The following is a 17,306-nucleotide window of genomic DNA, read 5'->3' as shown; positions in this document are numbered from 1 at the left end:
TTATTCCACCCCTACAATGCGCAGTAAATCGCTCATTTTTTCGAGCATAAAATCCGGTTCGTACTTCTCTAAATATTCCCGTCCTTTAATCGCCCATGCGACCCCAGCCGTTTTTGTTCCCGATTGTTTCCCAGCTAAAATATCATGGTAATTATCGCCGACCATGAGCGCTTCTTCCGGTTTAGAATCGAGCAATTCAAGCGCCTTTAAAATCGGCTCTGGATGCGGCTTGGCGTTTTTCACATCATCGAGTCCGACGATGCAATGAAAAAACGGATCGAGCTTCGTCCGCTTCAATCCCATGATCGCCGTCGCGTTGATTTTCGTCGTCACGACCCCTAGGCGAAACCCGTGTTCATGCAAAGCGGCAATCGTTTCATACACCGTTTCATATTCCCGAACGAGCGCATCATGCTGCGCATGATTAAAGGCGCGATACGTTGCAATCATTTCTTGCACGCGCGCCTCATCCAGTGCGGCAAACGTATCATAAAGCGGCGGACCGATAAACGGCAGCACGTCTTCCCGCTTATATTTTCCCGGATAGTACGTTTCTAACGTATGTAAAAACGATTGAATAATGAGTTCATTTGTGTCGATTAACGTGCCATCTAAATCAAATAAAATCGTGCGGATCTTCATCAGACAGCTTCCTTTCTTCTCGTTTGTACAATGCGGTTCCAAGTGAAGCTAACGGCAAGAGTCAGTATAATAGCCGTTGTGAGGCGAATGAGCAACAGCGGCCATACCGGAATGCCGAGCGGCACAAACAATAACGTGTCTTCGACAACAGCATGACAAGCGGAAAGAAAAAGAAACGCGAGCGTGACATCTTTTTTCGACACGCCGTCTTCTTTTACCGCTTGAATCATTACGCCTGCCCCGTACGCCAGCCCAAATAAAAGCCCTGCCGCCAGCGTCATTGATGTATTTTCTTTCATTCCAAGCGCTTTCGTAACTGGAGCCATCCAGCGGGAGAATACGTCAAGCCATTTCAAATCTTTTAGCACTTGAATGCCGACCATTAACGGAATGACGATCATCGCTAATTGAACGATACCAACAAACGCTTTTTGAACACCAGCGAGAATGGCATCGCTCCAACTCGTGAATTGTTCACCTGAATTAGAAATCAAACCATACTGGGCGATGTCATTTCCACCCTGCCAAACAAGATGAATGAAAAAAGCGGAGACGATCGCTAAGCTTACACGAACAGCTACTGCTAACACGACATTGACCCCGACTTTCCCCGCAACAGTCACTTCAACAAGCAAGTTGTGCGAAAACGAAAGCATGACAGCTAAAATTAACACTTCTTTCACCGTCAAATGGAGCGTCAAGATCGCGCCGATTCCGGCATATAAATTCAAAAAATTCCCAAGCACAAGCGGAATCGCCGCATCGCCGGGCAACCCGATCCATCCCATCAATGGCGCTACAAGTTTTATGAGCCATTGCAAAATTGGTGTATGCTGCAACAGCGATACGATTAACGTAACTGGGAAAATGATTTTACCGAGCGTCCACGTCGTTTTGGCCCCCACAGCCAACCCTTTTTTGATCGTCCCCAACAACCTCGTTCTCTCCTTTTCTAGTCTAAATAACGCTCCTCTGCTAATCCTTTTGCTCTCCGGACAATCCAAATGCTTACCGCAAGCAAAATCAACAAAATCGACATCACTTGGGCGATGCGAAGAGTGTCCGTTAACATTAAGCTATCCGTCCGCATACCTTCGATAAAAAAGCGGCCGATTGAATACCAAATTACATAGCTGAGAAACAGTTCCCCGCGCCGTAAATTGATGCGCCGGAGCATCAAAAGCAACAAAAACCCAATAAAATTCCAAATCGATTCGTATAAAAACGTCGGATGATAATATTGGCCGTTAATATACATTTGATTAATAATAAATTCCGGCAAACGCAAGCTTTCAAGAAACTCCCTCGTCACCGGTCCGCCGTGCGCCTCTTGGTTCATAAAGTTTCCCCAGCGGCCGATCGCCTGCCCTAAAATAATGCTCGGTGCAGCAATGTCGGCCAGCTTCCAAAACGACAATCCGCGTCGCTTCGCAAACACAATGCCCGTGACGATTGCGCCGATTAATCCGCCGTGAATCGCCAGTCCACCTTCCCAAATTTTTGGAATTTCAGAAAGATGTTTCGAATAGTAATCCCATTCAAAAATGACGTAATACGTACGTGCGCATACAATCGCAATCGGCACTGCCAACAAAACAAGATCAACGAACGTTTCTTTGGATAGCCCTCGCTTGACAGCTTCTCTTGTGGCAAGCCACAATCCGAGCAACACTCCTGTTCCGATAATCACCCCATACCAATAAATCGTAATCGGGCCGAGATGTAAAAATACGCGATCTAATGGCTGAATGGATGTATCCAATAATATCTCCTCCTCGCTCTTATTCGTAATCGTGCTCTCCGTCTTCGATCGCATCGGTTAAACGCGCAGAAAATTCTTCTGCTGCGTTGACTCCCATTCGCTTCAATCGGAAGTTCATCGCTGCTACTTCAATGATGACCGCTAAATTCCTCCCAGGTCTTACCGGAATCGTAAGCTTTGTAATTTCCGTGTCAATGATTTTTACTTTTTCTTCTTCCAAACCTAAACGGTCGTATTGCTTGTTCGGATCCCATAGCTCTAAATCGACAACTAGCGAAATGCGTTTATGCGTCCGGACAGCCCCCGCACCAAACAATGTCATCATGTTAATAATGCCTAACCCACGAATTTCCAGCAGATGTTCAATGAGTTCTGGCGCACTTCCGACGAGAACCCCTTCATCTTCCTGGCGAATTTCTACACAGTCATCCGCGACAAGCCGGTGCCCGCGTTTGACTAATTCAAGCGCCGTTTCACTTTTCCCAACTCCGCTTTTTCCGGTAATCAATACACCGACCCCGTACACGTCAACTAATACACCGTGCACAGCGGTCGTTGGCGCGAGCTTGCTTTCTAAAAAGTTCGTGAGCCGGCTTGAAAGGCGCGTTGTTTTCATCATCGAACGCATAACAGGAACCGAATGGCGCTCTGATGCCTCGACTAATTCTTGAGGAACATCAAGGCCGCGCGATACAATAATGCCTGGTGTAATATCGGTACAAAGCTTTTCCATGCGAATTTTCTTTTCCCTCGGATTTAACTTTTCAAAAAAAGAAAGCTCCGTTTTTCCTAACAATTGAATCCGCTCCGCCGGATAGTAGGCAAAATACCCCGCCATTTCAATGCCCGGGCGCGACAAATCGCTCGTTGTAATCGGCCGATGCACTCCTTCTGCCCCGCTAATTAACTCTAGTTGGAATGCTTCGATCAAATCTTTTGTCCGCACTTTTGGCATGCAAATCCCTCCTTTGCTTTTTTCATTGTAACACTTTTCAAGGCGCATGTGAAAAAAGAAAAACGCTCGCTCGGCAGCAGAACGTTTCATTCGTTGTTGCGAATCGCCTCGATCACGAGATGGAAAAAAGAAAGCACAAGGGACGCTAGCAAGGCGGCGCCGAATCCGTCGATCGTAAAGGCTTCTCCCATCAGCCATGACGTCATCAAAAGGGTGAAGGCATTGATCACAAACAAAAACAGCCCGAACGTTAACACCGTTACCGGAAGCGTCATTAAAATCACGATCGGCTTCACAAACGTGTTTAACAGCGATAACAATAGACTCGCAAAAAGAGCAGCGCCGATGCCGGACAGATGAATCGAATCAAAATATCCGGCAAGAGCCAATAATAAAACAGCATTCACCACAATCGAAGCAACCCATCTCATGTGTGAATCTCCTCATTTGGAATAACGAAAATGGCAAGCACATATAGCAACGCAAACGGCATAACGCCGGTAATAAGAAGCAGCCCAATAAAAATGAGCCTTACAACCGTAGCGTCCATTTGAACATATTTAGCGATGCCGCTTAATACTCCGGCGAACATCCGGTCATGCAACGGACGAACTAATTTTTTCATTGGTAATTTCCTCCTGGCTCTTGCAATACTTTAATTCCTTTTATAATGTTCCAAATTGCGACGATGACGTGCGCAATTCCTCCGCCGATCATACCAAAAAGCCACCAAGCGAAAAAGGCGTCGTTTTCGCTCATTCCAAGGACGATGACCATAATCGCACTAAAGACAAACAAGGCGATTGGAATGCAATGCGAAAGCAATGATGTTCTGGCGTGTCGCTTCACTCGCTCATGTTTTGTGACAAAATAGACGATAATGGGGAATAAAAATGGGGCAAACAGCACGCTGAAATAACATAACGCTGCTACTATTTTATTTCCTTCCATCATTCCATCTCCTTTCTTCGTTACTAATACATACGACGCGCATTTATAAAAGTTTCAAACCTTTCGAAATTAGAAAAAATGCCGAGCGTTATCTGCTCGGCACTTCGTACATCGCGCTCATCCGCTTCCGGTCGCGCTCTAAAATTGGCTTTAAATATTGGCCGGTATAAGAACTTTCCACTTGTGCGACTTCTTCCGGCGTTCCGGCCGCGACAATTTGCCCGCCGCCATCGCCGCCTTCCGGACCGAGATCAATAATATAGTCCGCCGCTTTAATGACATCGAGATTATGCTCGATGACAAGCACCGTATCGCCGTTGTCGACGAGCCGCTGCAACACTTTTAGCAATCGGGCAATGTCATCAATGTGCAATCCGGTTGTCGGCTCATCTAAAATGTAGAGCGTCCGGCCTGTCGAACGGCGGTGCAGTTCAGACGCCAGCTTCACCCGCTGCGCTTCCCCGCCTGACAACGTCGTCGCCGGCTGGCCGAGTTGAATATATCCTAATCCGACATCATAAATCGTTTGCAATTTCCGCTTAATTTTCGGGATGTTTTCAAAAAAGCAAAGCGCATCTTCGACCGTCATCTCCAGCACTTCTGCGATGTTTTTATCTTTATATTTCACTTCCAACGTTTCGCGGTTATACCGCTTGCCGTGGCACACTTCGCACGGTACGTACACATCTGGCAAAAAGTGCATTTCAATTTTAATAATCCCGTCGCCGCGGCACGCTTCACATCGGCCGCCTTTGACGTTAAAACTGAAGCGCCCTTTTTGATACCCGCGCACTTTCGCTTCGTTCGTGGACGCAAACATTTCGCGAATGTCGTCAAACACGCCGGTGTAAGTGGCCGGATTCGAACGCGGCGTGCGGCCGATCGGCGACTGGTCGATATCGATGACTTTATCTAAATGCTCGATGCCGCGGATTTCTTTATGTTCACCCGGTTTTGCTTTTGCGCGCTGCAGCTTTTGCGCCAATGCTTTATGCAAAATTTCATTCACAAGCGTGCTTTTCCCGGAACCAGACACGCCGGTAACAGCTACAAACATGCCGAGCGGAATTTTGACGGATACGTTTTTTAAATTGTTTTCCTTTGCACCGATGATTTCGATCCAGCGCCCGTCCGGCTTGCGGCGCTCCGGCGGAAGCGGAATAAATTTTTTCCCTGATAAATATTGCCCTGTCAGCGAATTCGGGTTGTTCATCACTTCTTGCGGCGTTCCAGCTGCGACCACTTGACCGCCGTGAATGCCAGCGCCCGGGCCGATGTCAATAAGATAATCAGCCGCCAGCATCGTATCTTCGTCATGCTCGACGACGATGAGCGTATTGCCGATATCTCTCATGCTTTTTAATGTCGCAATCAAGCGGTCATTATCGCGCTGATGAAGGCCAATCGACGGCTCATCCAAAATGTACAGCACGCCGGTTAAGCGCGAGCCGATTTGCGTAGCTAAGCGGATGCGCTGCGCCTCTCCGCCTGACAGCGTGCCCGCTGAACGGTTTAACGTCAAATAATCAAGGCCGACGTTTTGCAAAAAGCCGAGCCGCTCCATAATTTCACGCAAAATCATGTGGGCGATTTTTTTCTCTTTTTCGCTCAGCTTTAGCGTTCGGAAAAACTCGAGCGCTTCCGTGACGGAAAGCGCCGTCACTTCTCCGATATGCTTGCCGCCGACTAATACAGCTAAACTTTCTTTTTTCAACCGGTTGCCTTTGCATGTCGGACATGGCTGTTCGGCCATATATTTTTCCATTTGTTCGCGAATATAGTCGGAACTTGTTTCGCGATAGCGCCGCTCAACATTCGGAATGACCCCTTCAAATTCGATGACATTTTCGCGAATTTGACCAAAGTCGTTTTCATAACGGAAATAAATTTTTTCGCCGTTGCTACCGTATAAAAGGCGATCCAATTGCTCCTTCGGCAGCTCTTTGACCGGAACATCCATATCGATGCCGTAATGCCGGCACACCGCTTCCAAGAGCTGCGGATAATATTGCGAGCTTTGCGGCTCCCACGGGGCGATCGCATGCTCGCGCAATGTTAATTCATCGTTTGGAATCACTAAATCGCGGTCAACTTCCAATTTTGCGCCCAATCCATCGCATTCCGGACATGCTCCGTACGGACTGTTGAACGAAAACAGGCGCGGCTCTAGCTCACCGATCGAAAAGCCGCAATACGGACACGCATGGCGTTCGCTAAACAGCAGTTCTTCTTCGCCGACGACATCAATGATCGCTTTGCCGTCAGCCAGTTTCAGCGCTGTTTCGAGCGAATCCGAAAGACGCGACGCGATCCCTTCTTTCACGACAATGCGGTCAACGACAACTTCAATCGAATGTTTTTTGTTTTTTTCCAGTTCAATGTCTTCAGACAGTTCGCGCATTTCACCGTCGATGCGTACGCGCACATAGCCTTGTTTTTTGATGTCGTCGAGCGTTTTCGCATGCGTTCCTTTTCGCCCCGATACGACCGGCGCCAGCACTTGGATTTTCGTCCGCTCTGGATACGCTAAAATGCGGTCGACCATTTGCTCGATCGTTTGCGACGTAATTTCAATCCCGTGCTCCGGACAAACCGGGCGGCCGATGCGGGCAAACAGTAAACGCAAATAGTCATAAATCTCGGTGACCGTTCCGACCGTCGAGCGCGGGTTGCGGCTTGTCGTTTTTTGATCGATCGAAATCGCTGGCGACAACCCTTCAATCGCATCGACATCCGGTTTGTCCATTTGCCCTAAAAACTGGCGGGCGTATGCTGACAGCGATTCGACATAGCGGCGCTGTCCTTCGGCGTAAATCGTATCAAATGCGAGCGACGATTTTCCCGAACCGGATAAGCCTGTCAACACAACAAGCTGATCGCGCGGAATTTCGACGTCCATATTTTTTAAGTTATGCGCCCGTGCTCCTTTAATGATAATTTTGTCCATTGCCATACGTTTTCGATCATCCTTCCGCTTTAAGCTCAAAAATTAAATCGCGCAGTTCAGCCGCACGCTCAAAATCAAGCGCTTTGGCCGCTTCTTTCATCTCTTTTTCCAAGCTTGCAATGAGTTTTTCCCGTTCTTGTTTCGTCAGTTTGCTGTAGTTTTGTTTCGATTCGTACGTTTCTTGCTGCTCGGCTGCGTGTGTAGCGCGAATGACATCGCGAATGTCTTTTTTGATCGTTTGCGGCACGATGCCGTGTTCGCGGTTATACGCTTCTTGAATCGCCCGGCGCCGCTTCGTTTCGTTAATGGCGATTTCCATCGATTTCGTCAACATATCGGCATACATGATCACGTGGCCGTTCGCATTGCGAGCGGCGCGGCCGATCGTTTGGATGAGCGATCGCTCCGAACGCAAAAACCCTTCTTTGTCGGCATCTAAAATCGCCACAAGCGACACTTCAGGAATGTCCAATCCTTCCCGCAACAAGTTAATGCCGACGAGCACATCGTATTTGCCTAAGCGTAAATCGCGGATAATTTCAATGCGCTCGAGCGTTTTTACTTCCGAATGCAAATACGCTACTTTCATTCCAATTTCTTTGAAGTAATCGGTTAAATCTTCAGCCATTTTTTTCGTGAGCGTCGTTACAAGCGTCCGTTCGTTCCGCTTAATGCGCTCATGAATTTCCCCGATTAAATTGTCGATTTGCCCTTGAATTGGACGAACATCAATCGTCGGATCAAGCAGTCCGGTTGGACGGATAATTTGCTCGACGACTTCCGGGCTATGCTCTAATTCATATGGGCCCGGCGTTGCCGATACGTAAATGACTTGATTAATTTTTTTCTCAAACTCTTCAAATGTGAGCGGGCGGTTATCGAGCGCCGACGGCAAGCGGAAGCCGTGGTCGACGAGCACTTGCTTGCGCGCCTTATCCCCGTTATACATGCCGCGAATTTGCGGCACTGTCACGTGCGACTCATCAATGACGATGAGAAAGTCGTCTGGAAAATAATCTAACAACGTATACGGCGTCGAACCGGGCGGACGCAATGCTAAATGACGGGAGTAGTTTTCAATACCAGAACAAAATCCCATTTCCCGCATCATTTCAAGATCGTAACGCGTCCGCTGCTCAAGCCGCTGCGCTTCTAACAGCTTTCCTTGCTCCCGCAGTTCTTGCAGCCGTTGTTCCAGTTCTTTTTCGATGCTTTGAATCGCCAGCTGCATTTTTTCATCGCGCGTAACGAAGTGGGACGCCGGAAAAATCGCCACATGCTCCCGCTCACCGATGATTTCTCCCGTCAGCGCGTCCACTTCGCGAATCCGGTCAATCTCATCGCCGAAAAATTCGACGCGAATACAATGCTCATCGCGCGAAGCCGGAAAAATTTCGACGACATCGCCGCGCACGCGAAACGTTCCGCGGTGAAAGTCAATGTCATTTCGCGTATATTGCACGTCCACTAAACGGCGCAACAGTTCGTTCCGCTCAATCTCCATCCCGACGCGCAACGATACGACAAGCTCGCGATATTCTTCCGGAGAACCTAATCCGTAAATGCAGGAAACGCTGGCAACAATAATGACATCGCGCCGTTCAAACAAAGCCGATGTCGCCGAATGCCGCAATTTGTCAATTTCATCGTTAATGCTTGCATCTTTTTCGATGTATGTATCCGTCTGCGGTACATACGCTTCCGGCTGATAATAGTCATAATAGCTGACAAAATATTCAACCGCATTGTGCGGGAAAAATTCTTTTAACTCGCTGTAAAGCTGGCCGGCTAACGTTTTGTTATGGGCAATGACGAGCGTCGGTTTGTTCACTTGCTGAATGACGTTGGAAATTGTAAACGTCTTTCCTGTTCCCGTTGCTCCTAATAACGTTTGGTGCTTTACTCCGCGTCGAATCCCCTCGACAAGCTTGGCGATCGCTTTCGGCTGATCGCCCCGCGGCTCATAGGCTGACACTAACTCAAAACGATCTCCCATTGCAAAAAGCCCCCTATCCGCATTCATCCTATTTTTCATTGTATCACATCAAACTGAAAGATGCACAAAAATACGAACTGATATTCGTTTTCTCTTCCAAAAAAAGCGCCTTCCAAACCGGAAAGCACCTTATTTCTTGAAGTTCTTTACCATTTTTTTCGCATACAAAAACCCTACGGTCGTAGACACGATGTCGGCTAAAATTTCATGAAGTTCGTTCGTATACCCTTTCACATAAGAGGCAACTAATAAAGCGACCGTAAGCAGCGTCCCGACATAACGATTATACGTGACGCGCGTAAATAACAGCACTAACAAACACGGCACGATTAACGCAATGATAAACCACATAAACAAAACCCCTTATCTAAACAGCTTCTGTTGTCCATTTTTTCCGCTCTTGCACGAACAGTAAGCCTAATTCATGATGTTCATCTTCATATAGCGCCCCTTGAACAAACCGAATTTCCCCATTTTCATCCAACACTTCCAGCTTGCAATAGGCACGGTTGTGCTGCAACGCCTCGTAAAACTCCTCTTCCGTTTTCACTGTCATTCCGTTCACTTTCACAATGACCTCGCCAATTTTCAACTCCATTTTTTCGGCTTTGGAATTAGGAAGAATCCCTAAAATGATAAGCCCGTGCGCACGCTTTGAAAAATACGGCGGCTGCGACCGATCTTGCACATGTTGCCAAAACGCCAGCCATTCTCGTGCGATCAATGAAAGCGCGGCCGCAACAATCGCAAGCAAATTGTACCAATAGCTCGCCACCGCCAGACCTCCGACCACGATTGCCAGCCACATCACCCGCCGACCGGTAAGCCGGATCGAAACATGCGGATGCATTCCTTGAATGCGCTGCGAAAAACCGAGCAAAAACGGAACAAGCATGAACGAATACGAATCATCGCCTGCCGGAAATAGCGGCCACCACGAAAACGGAGAAGTGATGGCGCCGCTTGGAATTGGAAGCAGCACCGGAATAAGCCAAAGCCTTTCCGTCCAATGTTCACCGACAACAAATCCTCGCTTACTTTTCGCCAATTGCGGCGACGTCCCTTCCGCTCCGTTTCGCAAAATGAGAAACGCTTCTGCCAGCAAAAGTAGCGCAAGCAATAACGTTAAAGCCGAACTGTTCGTTTCCTGTAGCTTCGGAAAATACGTCGCAAAAAATGGCTTTGTTTTTTCGTATTTGGCCAAAACAGCCACAAGCAAAATCGTTAGGCCGATCGTATAGGCCGGCGACAACAACCGCATATGCAACGTGAAACTAAGCAAAACCGTCACATAAAAAAGCAACATTACCCAATCAGGCGAAACGATCACTCCTGCTGCAACAGTCGCAAACGAAAGAAGAAGACCGATTCCAAGTCCGCTCCGCCAAAAAAACTTGCTCTCATGAAACCAATCATACACGCGAATATGAAAATGGCGGCGTTCCGTTTTCACCCGACGCCATCCGACAAAACCCGCAAGCAACATTCCATAATACAACAACGGCTGCGTCAATACCCGACCGATGCCCGTAAGCAGCTCCCACAACCATTCAGACGCCATTGTTTCACCCCCTATAAGTAAACGCTTCTCTCAACTACTATCCATTCTATCAAATCCGATAACAGCCTGCATATTTTTTTCAATATATTGGCGAATCGTTTCGCATTCCCACTTTCTTTGCCGAATGAACACTAGTTTTGTCAAGCTGAAAGGAAATATCATTCCGATGAAAAAATGATATAAACAAGAAAATAAAGAGGAGGAAAGAACAATGGAATTGAAAACAAGCAATGTCGCCAAACGTCTTGGGGTGTCGCCAAAAACCGTTCAGCGCTGGGTGAAAAGGTATAACATTCCGTGCCAAAAAAATGAGGCCGGCCATTACGTATTTGATGCCGAAACGATCGCATTGCTCGAACAAATTAAATTTGAACACGGTGCCGTTCTCGAAGAATTTGAGATCGAAGAAGAAAAGGAAAAAGTTCTATGTCCAGAAACATTTTTCTCCACCTATATCCAACCGCACCTTGACAAATTCACCTCACGCCTGCAACGCGTCGAACGACAGATGGACCAAAAAGCAGACGAAGTCGTTTCGTTCCAGATTTTGCAGCACCGCCAAGAAATTGAAGAACTCAACGCTTACATTCGTCAATTAGAACAACGTCTTGCTCTGTTAGAACAAATGAATCAAAAGCAAGAAACTGATGACACCTTGTCAAAAAAACAAAAACGCCGCGGCATGAGCCGCATTATGAACATGTTTGTTTAAACGATCACTTCTCACCCATATGCCCTCACAATCTTTTCACAAAAAATTGAGAGGGTTCTTCTTTTTTTCTCATACATTTCTTATTTTTTTTTAATCATTTTTATTTATAATGAATCCCGCTCTGTGAAAAACTAATATAACGCAGAAAGGGGTGGAGAACGTTCATGCAAGACAACTACCCACTCGAAAGAAAAGAACGAATGACCATATGGATCGCAATCTTCCTTTTAGCTCTTTATCTTTCTCCACTTTATATTCTTGGGGAAAATGCTCACATTCGCGTTCACGATAATTTAGATTCCAATATTGCTTGGTATAAGGTGCTCACACGAAGCGGGGAGTTGTTCGGACCTATCGATGCAAAAATTCCGCAAGTCATCAACGGATTGCCACGTAACGCTTACGGAACCGAATTTAGCGGCATCGTCTGGCTCCATGCGCTATTTCCATCCATGGTCGCGTACGCTTTAAGTCAAACGATTACGCGCGTGTTCGCATTTTTCGGCATGTATTGGTTATTAAGACGTCATTTCTTGCCGGAAAAAGAGTCGTATCTCATTCGTGTCGGAGTAGCATTGACGTTCGCTCTGACCCCTTTTTGGCCGTCCGGCATGTTAAGTACGCTCGGCATGCCGCTTGCGCTTTGGGCGTTTCTAACCATTCGGCAGCGGCAAGCATCATGGAAAGAATGGCTCGTTCTTGCCCTTCTTCCGTTTTATGCGAGTTTTGTGCTTGGCTTTTTCTTCTTTTTAACAGCGATGTTTCTTCTTTGGTTGCGTGATGCGGTTGTCAAAAAGCAATGGAATTTCCCGTTTCTCGGCAGCATCGCATTCATGACAGGGGTGTTTTTAGCGATTGAATATCGCCTTGTTCATTCCTTGCTGTTTGGGGAAGAACCAACAAGCCGAAATGAATTCGTTTCTTCCAAACTCGATTTTTGGCGTACGATCCGCCTCGTCTTTAAAAACTATTTGCTCGGACATACTCATGTGATGACGTTGCACACTTTTATCATTTTGCCTATTCTGTTTATTGCTTTCGCTTTTGTCATCAAAAGTCAAAAAGGAACACTGGAAAAACGGTTCTTATTTTTATTTATTTTGAATTTCGTCTTATCGGTCTGGTATGCGTTTTGGTTTTATAAAGGATGGCAGCCGCTGAAAGAGCGGTTTGCGTTGTTAAATACGTTTAATTTTGCGCGTTTTCACTTTCTGCGTCCGCTCGTCATCTATTTAGATTTTGCGTTGGCATTGCAAATTCTTTGGCAGCGAAAAGAAAAATGGCGGAAGATTGCCATTGTTGCCCTTATTTTGCAAACGGTGCTGCTTGGGGCGTTTAACGAAGAAATTCGCTATCGAATCATCGGCACTCCGTCGTTTAAACAATTTTATGCCGAACATTTGTTGCGTGAAATCAAACAGTATATTGGAAAACCGCAAAGTTCTTATCGTGTCGCCAGCATCGGGCTGCATCCGGTCATTGCGCAATATAATGGCTTTTATACGCTTGATACGTATAACAACTTTTACCCGTTGTCTTACAAACATGAATTTCGCAAAATCATTGCAAAAGAACTGGATAAAAGTCCAGAGCTGAAAGACTACTTCGATCATTGGGGGAATCGCGTATACATTTTTTCGGCTGAGTTAGGAAAACATTACGATTTTCGCAAAACGTCCCATAAAAAAATTCGCCATTTAGAATTGAATACAGCCGTATTTAAAAAAATGGGAGGACGCTACCTCTTTTCGTCCGTGCCAATTATGAATGCAAAAGAAAACCATCTTCGCTTGCTGAAAACGTTTGAAGACTCACAATCTGTCTGGAAAATTTATTTATATCAAGTCGAGTAAAGGGGGGAGATCTTGTGAAAAAACCTGTGTTAACGATCGTTGTACCATGTTATAACGAGGAAGATGTGTTTCAAGAAACGGCAAGACAACTAACAGCAGTGTTACAAAATTTGCAAACAGAACACCTTATTGCGCCGGAAAGCAAGCTTCTGTTTGTCGACGATGGAAGCCGTGACCGAACATGGTCACTCATTGTGGAAGAGAGCAAAAAAAACCCGTTTGTAACCGGCGTAAAACTATCGCGCAATTTCGGACATCAACGGGCGCTTCTTGCTGGGCTTGAAGCAGCAAAAGAATATTCCGATTGCGTCATTTCGATTGATGCGGATTTACAAGACGATGTTCGCGTCATTCGAGAGTTTGTCGTGAAATATTGGGAAGGCTTCGATATTGTGTACGGTGTACGCCGCAGCCGGGAAACCGATACATTTTTCAAACGGGCAACTGCACAAGGCTTTTACCGTTTGATGAAAAAAATCGGAATTCACCTTGTTTACAACCACGCCGATTTTCGTTTAATGAGCAAACGGGCCCTAGAAGAATTAAGCCGCTACGGCGAAGCAAATGTGTTTTTGCGCGGTATCGTTCCATTGCTCGGGTTCCGTTCGACGGAAGTGTTCTATGACCGGAAAGAACGCTTCGCCGGCGAGTCGAAATACCCGCTGAAAAAAATGTTGGCTTTTGCCTTTGATGGAATGACATCGTTTAGCGTGGCGCCGATTCGTTTCATTACGCTCATCGGCTTCCTTTCATTCCTTCTCAGCAGTGTCGCCGGCATTTATGCGTTAATCGTCAAACTATTAGGACATGCCCAATCAGGATGGACATCGTTGATGATCTCGATTTGGTTGATCGGGGGGCTTTTATTAATGAGTATGGGTTTAATTGGAGAATATATCGGTAAAATTTATCAAGAAGTGAAGCGGCGGCCACGGTTTACGATTGAAGAAAATCTATACAATAATACGCAGCAGAAAGAACGGGTGAACGTATGAATGCTTTCTTTTGCAACAAAGGGCTCTATCCGATTGGATAGGCCCTTTATTGTTCATTGAAACAATACTTTCATCGCTGCTTTTAATTGTGCGTCGTTGCTGTCATCACGAACGGCTTGAAGCACTTTTGTTTCGAGCAATTCGGCCGTTTGTTTATCAATTTTTCCGGTTACCGGTAGCTTGTTTGCTTTTTGAAACTCCTTCACAGCCGCGACCGTTTGTTTGCTGAAATATCCGTCTTCGCGTCCTGGATCAAATCCGAGCCCTTTTAACATTTGTTGCGCACTTTTAATTTGTTCATTATTCATATCGTATACAAGCTCTTTGTCGATATCAATCGGAGTGGCGCGGAAGTATTCCGGCTGCTGTACCGTTACATCCGGTTTAATTCCTTTTTTATGAATCCAATGTCCGTCAGGAGTCAACCATTTATAAAGCGTAAGTTTAATGTTGCTGCCATCCCCCATCGGGATCGCTTGTTGCACCGTTCCTTTCCCGAACGATGTTTCACCGACAAGCTTGTAACCGCCCGCTTCTTTCATCGCACCTGCTAAAATTTCCGATGCCGAAGCGCTTCCTTTATCAATGAGCACGACGATCGGATACGGTTTTTTCACCGCTAAATCGGAGTAAAATTGCTGCTTATGGCCGTTGCGTTCTTCAATTTGCACATACGGTTTATTTTTCGGAATGAACTGTTTCAAAATCTCTTCGACGCTCTGTAAATATCCGCCTGGATTACCACGCACATCAAGAATCAGCCCATCAATTTTTTCAGCTTCCAATTTCGCGAGTTTCTTTTTAAAATCTTGTGCCGTATTTTCCGAGAACGACGTGATTTCTAAATACCCTACTTTTTTGCCGTTGTACGTTTTCACCGAATCATAGACGGTTTCAAGCGGAATTTCATCGCGAACGACGCTCACTTTAATGACATCTTTCACACCGGGACGGAGAATGTCTAAACGAACAGTCGTTCCTTTTTTTCCACGAATTTTCAATACGGCTTCATACAAATCAAGTCCTTCAAGACTTTGACCGTCCACTTTCAATATTTGATCATTTGGCTTTAATCCTGCTTTTTCCGCTGGCGAATTTTTAAACGGAGCGACAATCGTCACTTTGCCATTCACCATGCTCACCTCAGCGCCGATCCCTTCAAACGAAGAATTTAATGACTCGTTAAATTGGTAAGCCGTTTCTTCATCCATGTAGACGGAATACGGATCGTTTAACGTACTAATCATCCCTTGAATGGCACCTTCGATTAATTTTTTGTCATCCACTTTTTGCACGTACCGATTTTTGATAAGTTTATAGGCTTGCTCTACTTTCTTTAACTCTTCTTCCCCGCTTTTCGTCGTTTCTTTTGTCGCTTGTTCCGATGGAATGATCAGCGTGCTGTCCGCATTTCGCTCGGCAAATTGCATGCCAGCGTACGTTCCACCTGCTCCGATCAACATCGATAAAGCCATAAGTAGCGCTATCGTTTGCTTCTTCATTTTTCTCCTCCTCACCTACACCATGCAAGGAAAGGCACCACACAACGTGCCGTGCGATGCCTTTTATCATCATTATATGAATGGCTTGTACAAAGTATGATCACGTGTATGCAATATCAGTTTACACGGTTGCGATCATTTTCTCAACTGATATGATCGATTTAACTCAGTCGTTCTTCCTCTGAGACAATTTTTTGATGCGAAAGTATGGCAGATTATGCATAGAGAGAACCTCTAGGAAGTTCGCCAATACGATTATAAATGCCAAATCAACGGAGAGTTTCCACAAGCTGCCGTAAGGAATCAATAGACTTCCGTGTCGTTCTTACGGAACAGGTAAATGATGGAAATAATAATTTTTTACGAACACACGAAAACAATTAGTGGGTTTTCTCAAACTGGGTTTTCTCAAAACTTCTCTCCTTGTAACGCTGATAAAACCAGATAGCTGCAAAGAGCCAAAAACTGCTGGCAAAGTACCCGCCAATAACGTCGCTTGGATAATGGACACCTAAATAAATACGGCTGACACCGATACCCATAATCATGAAAAAACTAATAAAAATAAGAAAAACTCTTCCGAAACGATGATCTATACGACGCCATAGAAGAAACGCTAGAATACCATATAAGGCAACCGCCTCCATTGAATGTCCACTTGGAAAACTAAATCCACTCGCTTCAGCAAGGCGATGCAAACTCGGACGGGCACGATGAAACAGGCTTTTTAACAGCTGATTCAAGATCGATGATCCCGCAACGACAGTAACGAATAACACCAACTCAGAACGATACTTCCATGCTTTGTATAGAACAAACAGGGCAATCAATGAAATTATAGTTACGATTCTTCCTGATCCGATCCAACTAAAAAATTTCATCACTGAAGTTAAGGCAGGCGATTCAAATCTTTGAATGAAAGATATGACAACTCCGTCAAAATGATCCACCTGACTACCACTGACAAGAAAAGCCGTCAAGCCGAAAACAATTGCTGAAAATAGACTCAAGAAAAAAGCTCGTGTAAGTTCAAGTTTTAAGTTCATTTGATTCCACCTCCCTCTAGAAATGTTGATATATCAAGGTTTCTTGGCATCTTAGGGGTGCCAAAAAAATATTTTTCGACAAAGCTCATCACATACTTTTGAATTTTTGTTGATATCTAACAGTCCATGGGTGCGCTTCGCGGCCACTGGGTATTTTTGTATTTTTTATACCAGTGGGGGGAATGTGTATGCGATGCACCTTGGATCTCTGCATAGCTGATGAGGACGAACCCTCCCATGTCTCTGGGCATCCGTGTGCCAACATTCCTTCGTTCGGTCTCTTCACCAGGCAGAGGCCGGCTAAGCTCTTTTAGGGACTCGAGGTCGAATGGTGAAAATCGTGCCAGCTTCTCCGTGTCATCTGGTTGTTTAGACAGTTTTCCT

16 protein-coding genes are annotated in these 17,306 nt (G+C 45.8%); 3 read left to right on the top strand and 13 right to left on the bottom strand.

Translation table 11 applies throughout. The features are described from left to right. The 11 genes from ppaX to HNQ34_RS06705 all read right to left on the bottom strand — a co-directional run bounded on the left by ppaX (nucleotide 1) and on the right by HNQ34_RS06705 (nucleotide 10,814). A complete protein-coding gene (gene ppaX, locus HNQ34_RS06755) occupies nucleotides 1-642 on the bottom strand; it encodes a pyrophosphatase PpaX (RefSeq protein ID WP_183252908.1) in 642 nt (213 codons plus the stop codon). Then, nucleotides 642-1,577 (bottom strand): nucleoside recognition domain-containing protein, encoded by a 936-nt coding sequence (locus HNQ34_RS06750; RefSeq protein ID WP_183252905.1) that lies wholly within the window; start codon nucleotides 1,575-1,577, stop codon nucleotides 642-644. The genes ppaX and HNQ34_RS06750 overlap by 1 nt, the downstream gene beginning before the upstream one ends. 17 nt (nucleotides 1,578-1,594) lie before the next feature. Continuing rightward, a complete protein-coding gene (lgt, locus tag HNQ34_RS06745) occupies nucleotides 1,595-2,404 on the bottom strand; it encodes a prolipoprotein diacylglyceryl transferase (RefSeq protein ID WP_221277332.1) in 810 nt (269 codons plus the stop codon). 19 nt (nucleotides 2,405-2,423) lie between these two features. Then, nucleotides 2,424-3,359 (bottom strand): HPr(Ser) kinase/phosphatase, encoded by a 936-nt coding sequence (gene hprK / locus HNQ34_RS06740; RefSeq protein ID WP_183252901.1) that lies wholly within the window; start codon nucleotides 3,357-3,359, stop codon nucleotides 2,424-2,426. A gap of 86 nt (nucleotides 3,360-3,445) precedes the next feature. After that, nucleotides 3,446-3,790: a phage holin family protein gene (locus HNQ34_RS06735; RefSeq protein ID WP_183252900.1), complete on the bottom strand. Its 345-nt coding sequence runs from the start codon at nucleotides 3,788-3,790 to the stop codon at nucleotides 3,446-3,448. Then, nucleotides 3,787-3,984: a PspC domain-containing protein gene (locus tag HNQ34_RS06730; RefSeq protein ID WP_183252898.1), complete on the bottom strand. Its 198-nt coding sequence runs from the start codon at nucleotides 3,982-3,984 to the stop codon at nucleotides 3,787-3,789. Before HNQ34_RS06730 ends, HNQ34_RS06735 begins: the two co-directional genes overlap by 4 nt. After that, nucleotides 3,981-4,310, bottom strand: a complete 330-nt coding sequence (locus HNQ34_RS06725; RefSeq protein WP_183252896.1) for a DUF4870 domain-containing protein — start codon at nucleotides 4,308-4,310, stop codon at nucleotides 3,981-3,983. The genes HNQ34_RS06730 and HNQ34_RS06725 overlap by 4 nt, the downstream gene beginning before the upstream one ends. An 88-nt stretch (nucleotides 4,311-4,398) precedes the next feature. Further along, nucleotides 4,399-7,263: an excinuclease ABC subunit UvrA gene (uvrA, locus tag HNQ34_RS06720; protein WP_183252894.1), complete on the bottom strand. Its 2,865-nt coding sequence runs from the start codon at nucleotides 7,261-7,263 to the stop codon at nucleotides 4,399-4,401. Nucleotides 7,264-7,273: 10 nt separating this feature from the next. Continuing rightward, a complete protein-coding gene (gene uvrB, locus HNQ34_RS06715; RefSeq protein ID WP_183252892.1) occupies nucleotides 7,274-9,253 on the bottom strand; it encodes an excinuclease ABC subunit UvrB in 1,980 nt (659 codons plus the stop codon). 129 nt (nucleotides 9,254-9,382) lie between these two features. After that, nucleotides 9,383-9,604 carry a CsbA family protein gene (locus HNQ34_RS06710; protein ID WP_183252890.1) on the bottom strand — a complete coding sequence of 74 codons (222 nt, stop codon included), beginning with the start codon at nucleotides 9,602-9,604 and terminating at the stop codon, nucleotides 9,383-9,385. A gap of 16 nt (nucleotides 9,605-9,620) precedes the next feature. Beyond that, the gene (locus tag HNQ34_RS06705; protein WP_183252888.1) at nucleotides 9,621-10,814 is read right to left on the bottom strand and encodes a PDZ domain-containing protein; all 1,194 of its coding nucleotides are present in this window, start codon (nucleotides 10,812-10,814) and stop codon (nucleotides 9,621-9,623) included. Between the two features lie 211 nt (nucleotides 10,815-11,025). Between HNQ34_RS06705 and HNQ34_RS06700 the strand changes: the two genes are divergently transcribed. The 3 genes from HNQ34_RS06700 (at nucleotide 11,026) to HNQ34_RS06690 (ending at nucleotide 14,374) form a co-directional block, all read left to right on the top strand. Continuing rightward, nucleotides 11,026-11,526: a MerR family transcriptional regulator gene (locus tag HNQ34_RS06700; RefSeq protein WP_183252885.1), complete on the top strand. Its 501-nt coding sequence runs from the start codon at nucleotides 11,026-11,028 to the stop codon at nucleotides 11,524-11,526. 164 nt (nucleotides 11,527-11,690) lie between these two features. Continuing rightward, nucleotides 11,691-13,379 (top strand): DUF6044 family protein, encoded by a 1,689-nt coding sequence (locus tag HNQ34_RS06695; protein WP_183252883.1) that lies wholly within the window; start codon nucleotides 11,691-11,693, stop codon nucleotides 13,377-13,379. A gap of 14 nt (nucleotides 13,380-13,393) precedes the next feature. Further along, nucleotides 13,394-14,374, top strand: coding sequence for a glycosyltransferase family 2 protein (locus tag HNQ34_RS06690; protein WP_183252881.1), 981 nt, complete (start codon nucleotides 13,394-13,396; stop codon nucleotides 14,372-14,374). 53 nt (nucleotides 14,375-14,427) lie between these two features. On the opposite strand, the gene HNQ34_RS06685 is transcribed toward HNQ34_RS06690, so the two are convergent. Beyond that, a complete protein-coding gene (locus HNQ34_RS06685) occupies nucleotides 14,428-15,876 on the bottom strand; it encodes a S41 family peptidase (RefSeq protein WP_183252879.1) in 1,449 nt (482 codons plus the stop codon). A gap of 380 nt (nucleotides 15,877-16,256) precedes the next feature. Then, on the bottom strand, nucleotides 16,257-16,922 hold the full coding sequence (locus tag HNQ34_RS06680; RefSeq protein ID WP_183252876.1) for a phosphatase PAP2 family protein: 666 nt from the start codon (nucleotides 16,920-16,922) through the stop codon (nucleotides 16,257-16,259). Nucleotides 16,923-17,306 lie beyond the last annotated feature (384 nt).

This window comes from Anoxybacteroides tepidamans, assembly GCF_014201465.1.
GTDB classification, from domain to species: Bacteria; Bacillota; Bacilli; order Bacillales; family Anoxybacillaceae; genus Anoxybacteroides; species Anoxybacteroides tepidamans.
Note: the sequence above shows the minus strand (reverse complement) of the source record. Positions and strands in the feature narration are given on the sequence as shown.

Excerpts from the sequence above, each read along its gene's own strand:
- HNQ34_RS06710 (WP_183252890.1), bottom strand. The coding sequence starts at position 9,604 with ATGTGGTTTATCATTGCGTTAATCGTGCCGTGTTTGTTAGTGCTGTTA.
- HNQ34_RS06680 (WP_183252876.1), bottom strand. The coding sequence starts at position 16,922 with ATGAACTTAAAACTTGAACTTACACGAGCTTTTTTCTTGAGTCTATTT.
- uvrA (WP_183252894.1), bottom strand. The coding sequence starts at position 7,263 with ATGGCAATGGACAAAATTATCATTAAAGGAGCACGGGCGCATAACTTA.
- uvrB (WP_183252892.1), bottom strand. The coding sequence starts at position 9,253 with ATGGGAGATCGTTTTGAGTTAGTGTCAGCCTATGAGCCGCGGGGCGAT.
- HNQ34_RS06730 (WP_183252898.1), bottom strand. The coding sequence starts at position 3,984 with ATGAAAAAATTAGTTCGTCCGTTGCATGACCGGATGTTCGCCGGAGTA.
- HNQ34_RS06735 (WP_183252900.1), bottom strand. The coding sequence starts at position 3,790 with ATGAGATGGGTTGCTTCGATTGTGGTGAATGCTGTTTTATTATTGGCT.
- HNQ34_RS06685 (WP_183252879.1), bottom strand. The coding sequence starts at position 15,876 with ATGAAGAAGCAAACGATAGCGCTACTTATGGCTTTATCGATGTTGATC.
- hprK (WP_183252901.1), bottom strand. The coding sequence starts at position 3,359 with ATGCCAAAAGTGCGGACAAAAGATTTGATCGAAGCATTCCAACTAGAG.
- ppaX (WP_183252908.1), bottom strand. The coding sequence starts at position 642 with ATGAAGATCCGCACGATTTTATTTGATTTAGATGGCACGTTAATCGAC.
- HNQ34_RS06725 (WP_183252896.1), bottom strand. The coding sequence starts at position 4,310 with ATGGAAGGAAATAAAATAGTAGCAGCGTTATGTTATTTCAGCGTGCTG.
- HNQ34_RS06700 (WP_183252885.1), top strand. The coding sequence starts at position 11,026 with ATGGAATTGAAAACAAGCAATGTCGCCAAACGTCTTGGGGTGTCGCCA.
- HNQ34_RS06695 (WP_183252883.1), top strand. The coding sequence starts at position 11,691 with ATGCAAGACAACTACCCACTCGAAAGAAAAGAACGAATGACCATATGG.
- HNQ34_RS06705 (WP_183252888.1), bottom strand. The coding sequence starts at position 10,814 with ATGGCGTCTGAATGGTTGTGGGAGCTGCTTACGGGCATCGGTCGGGTA.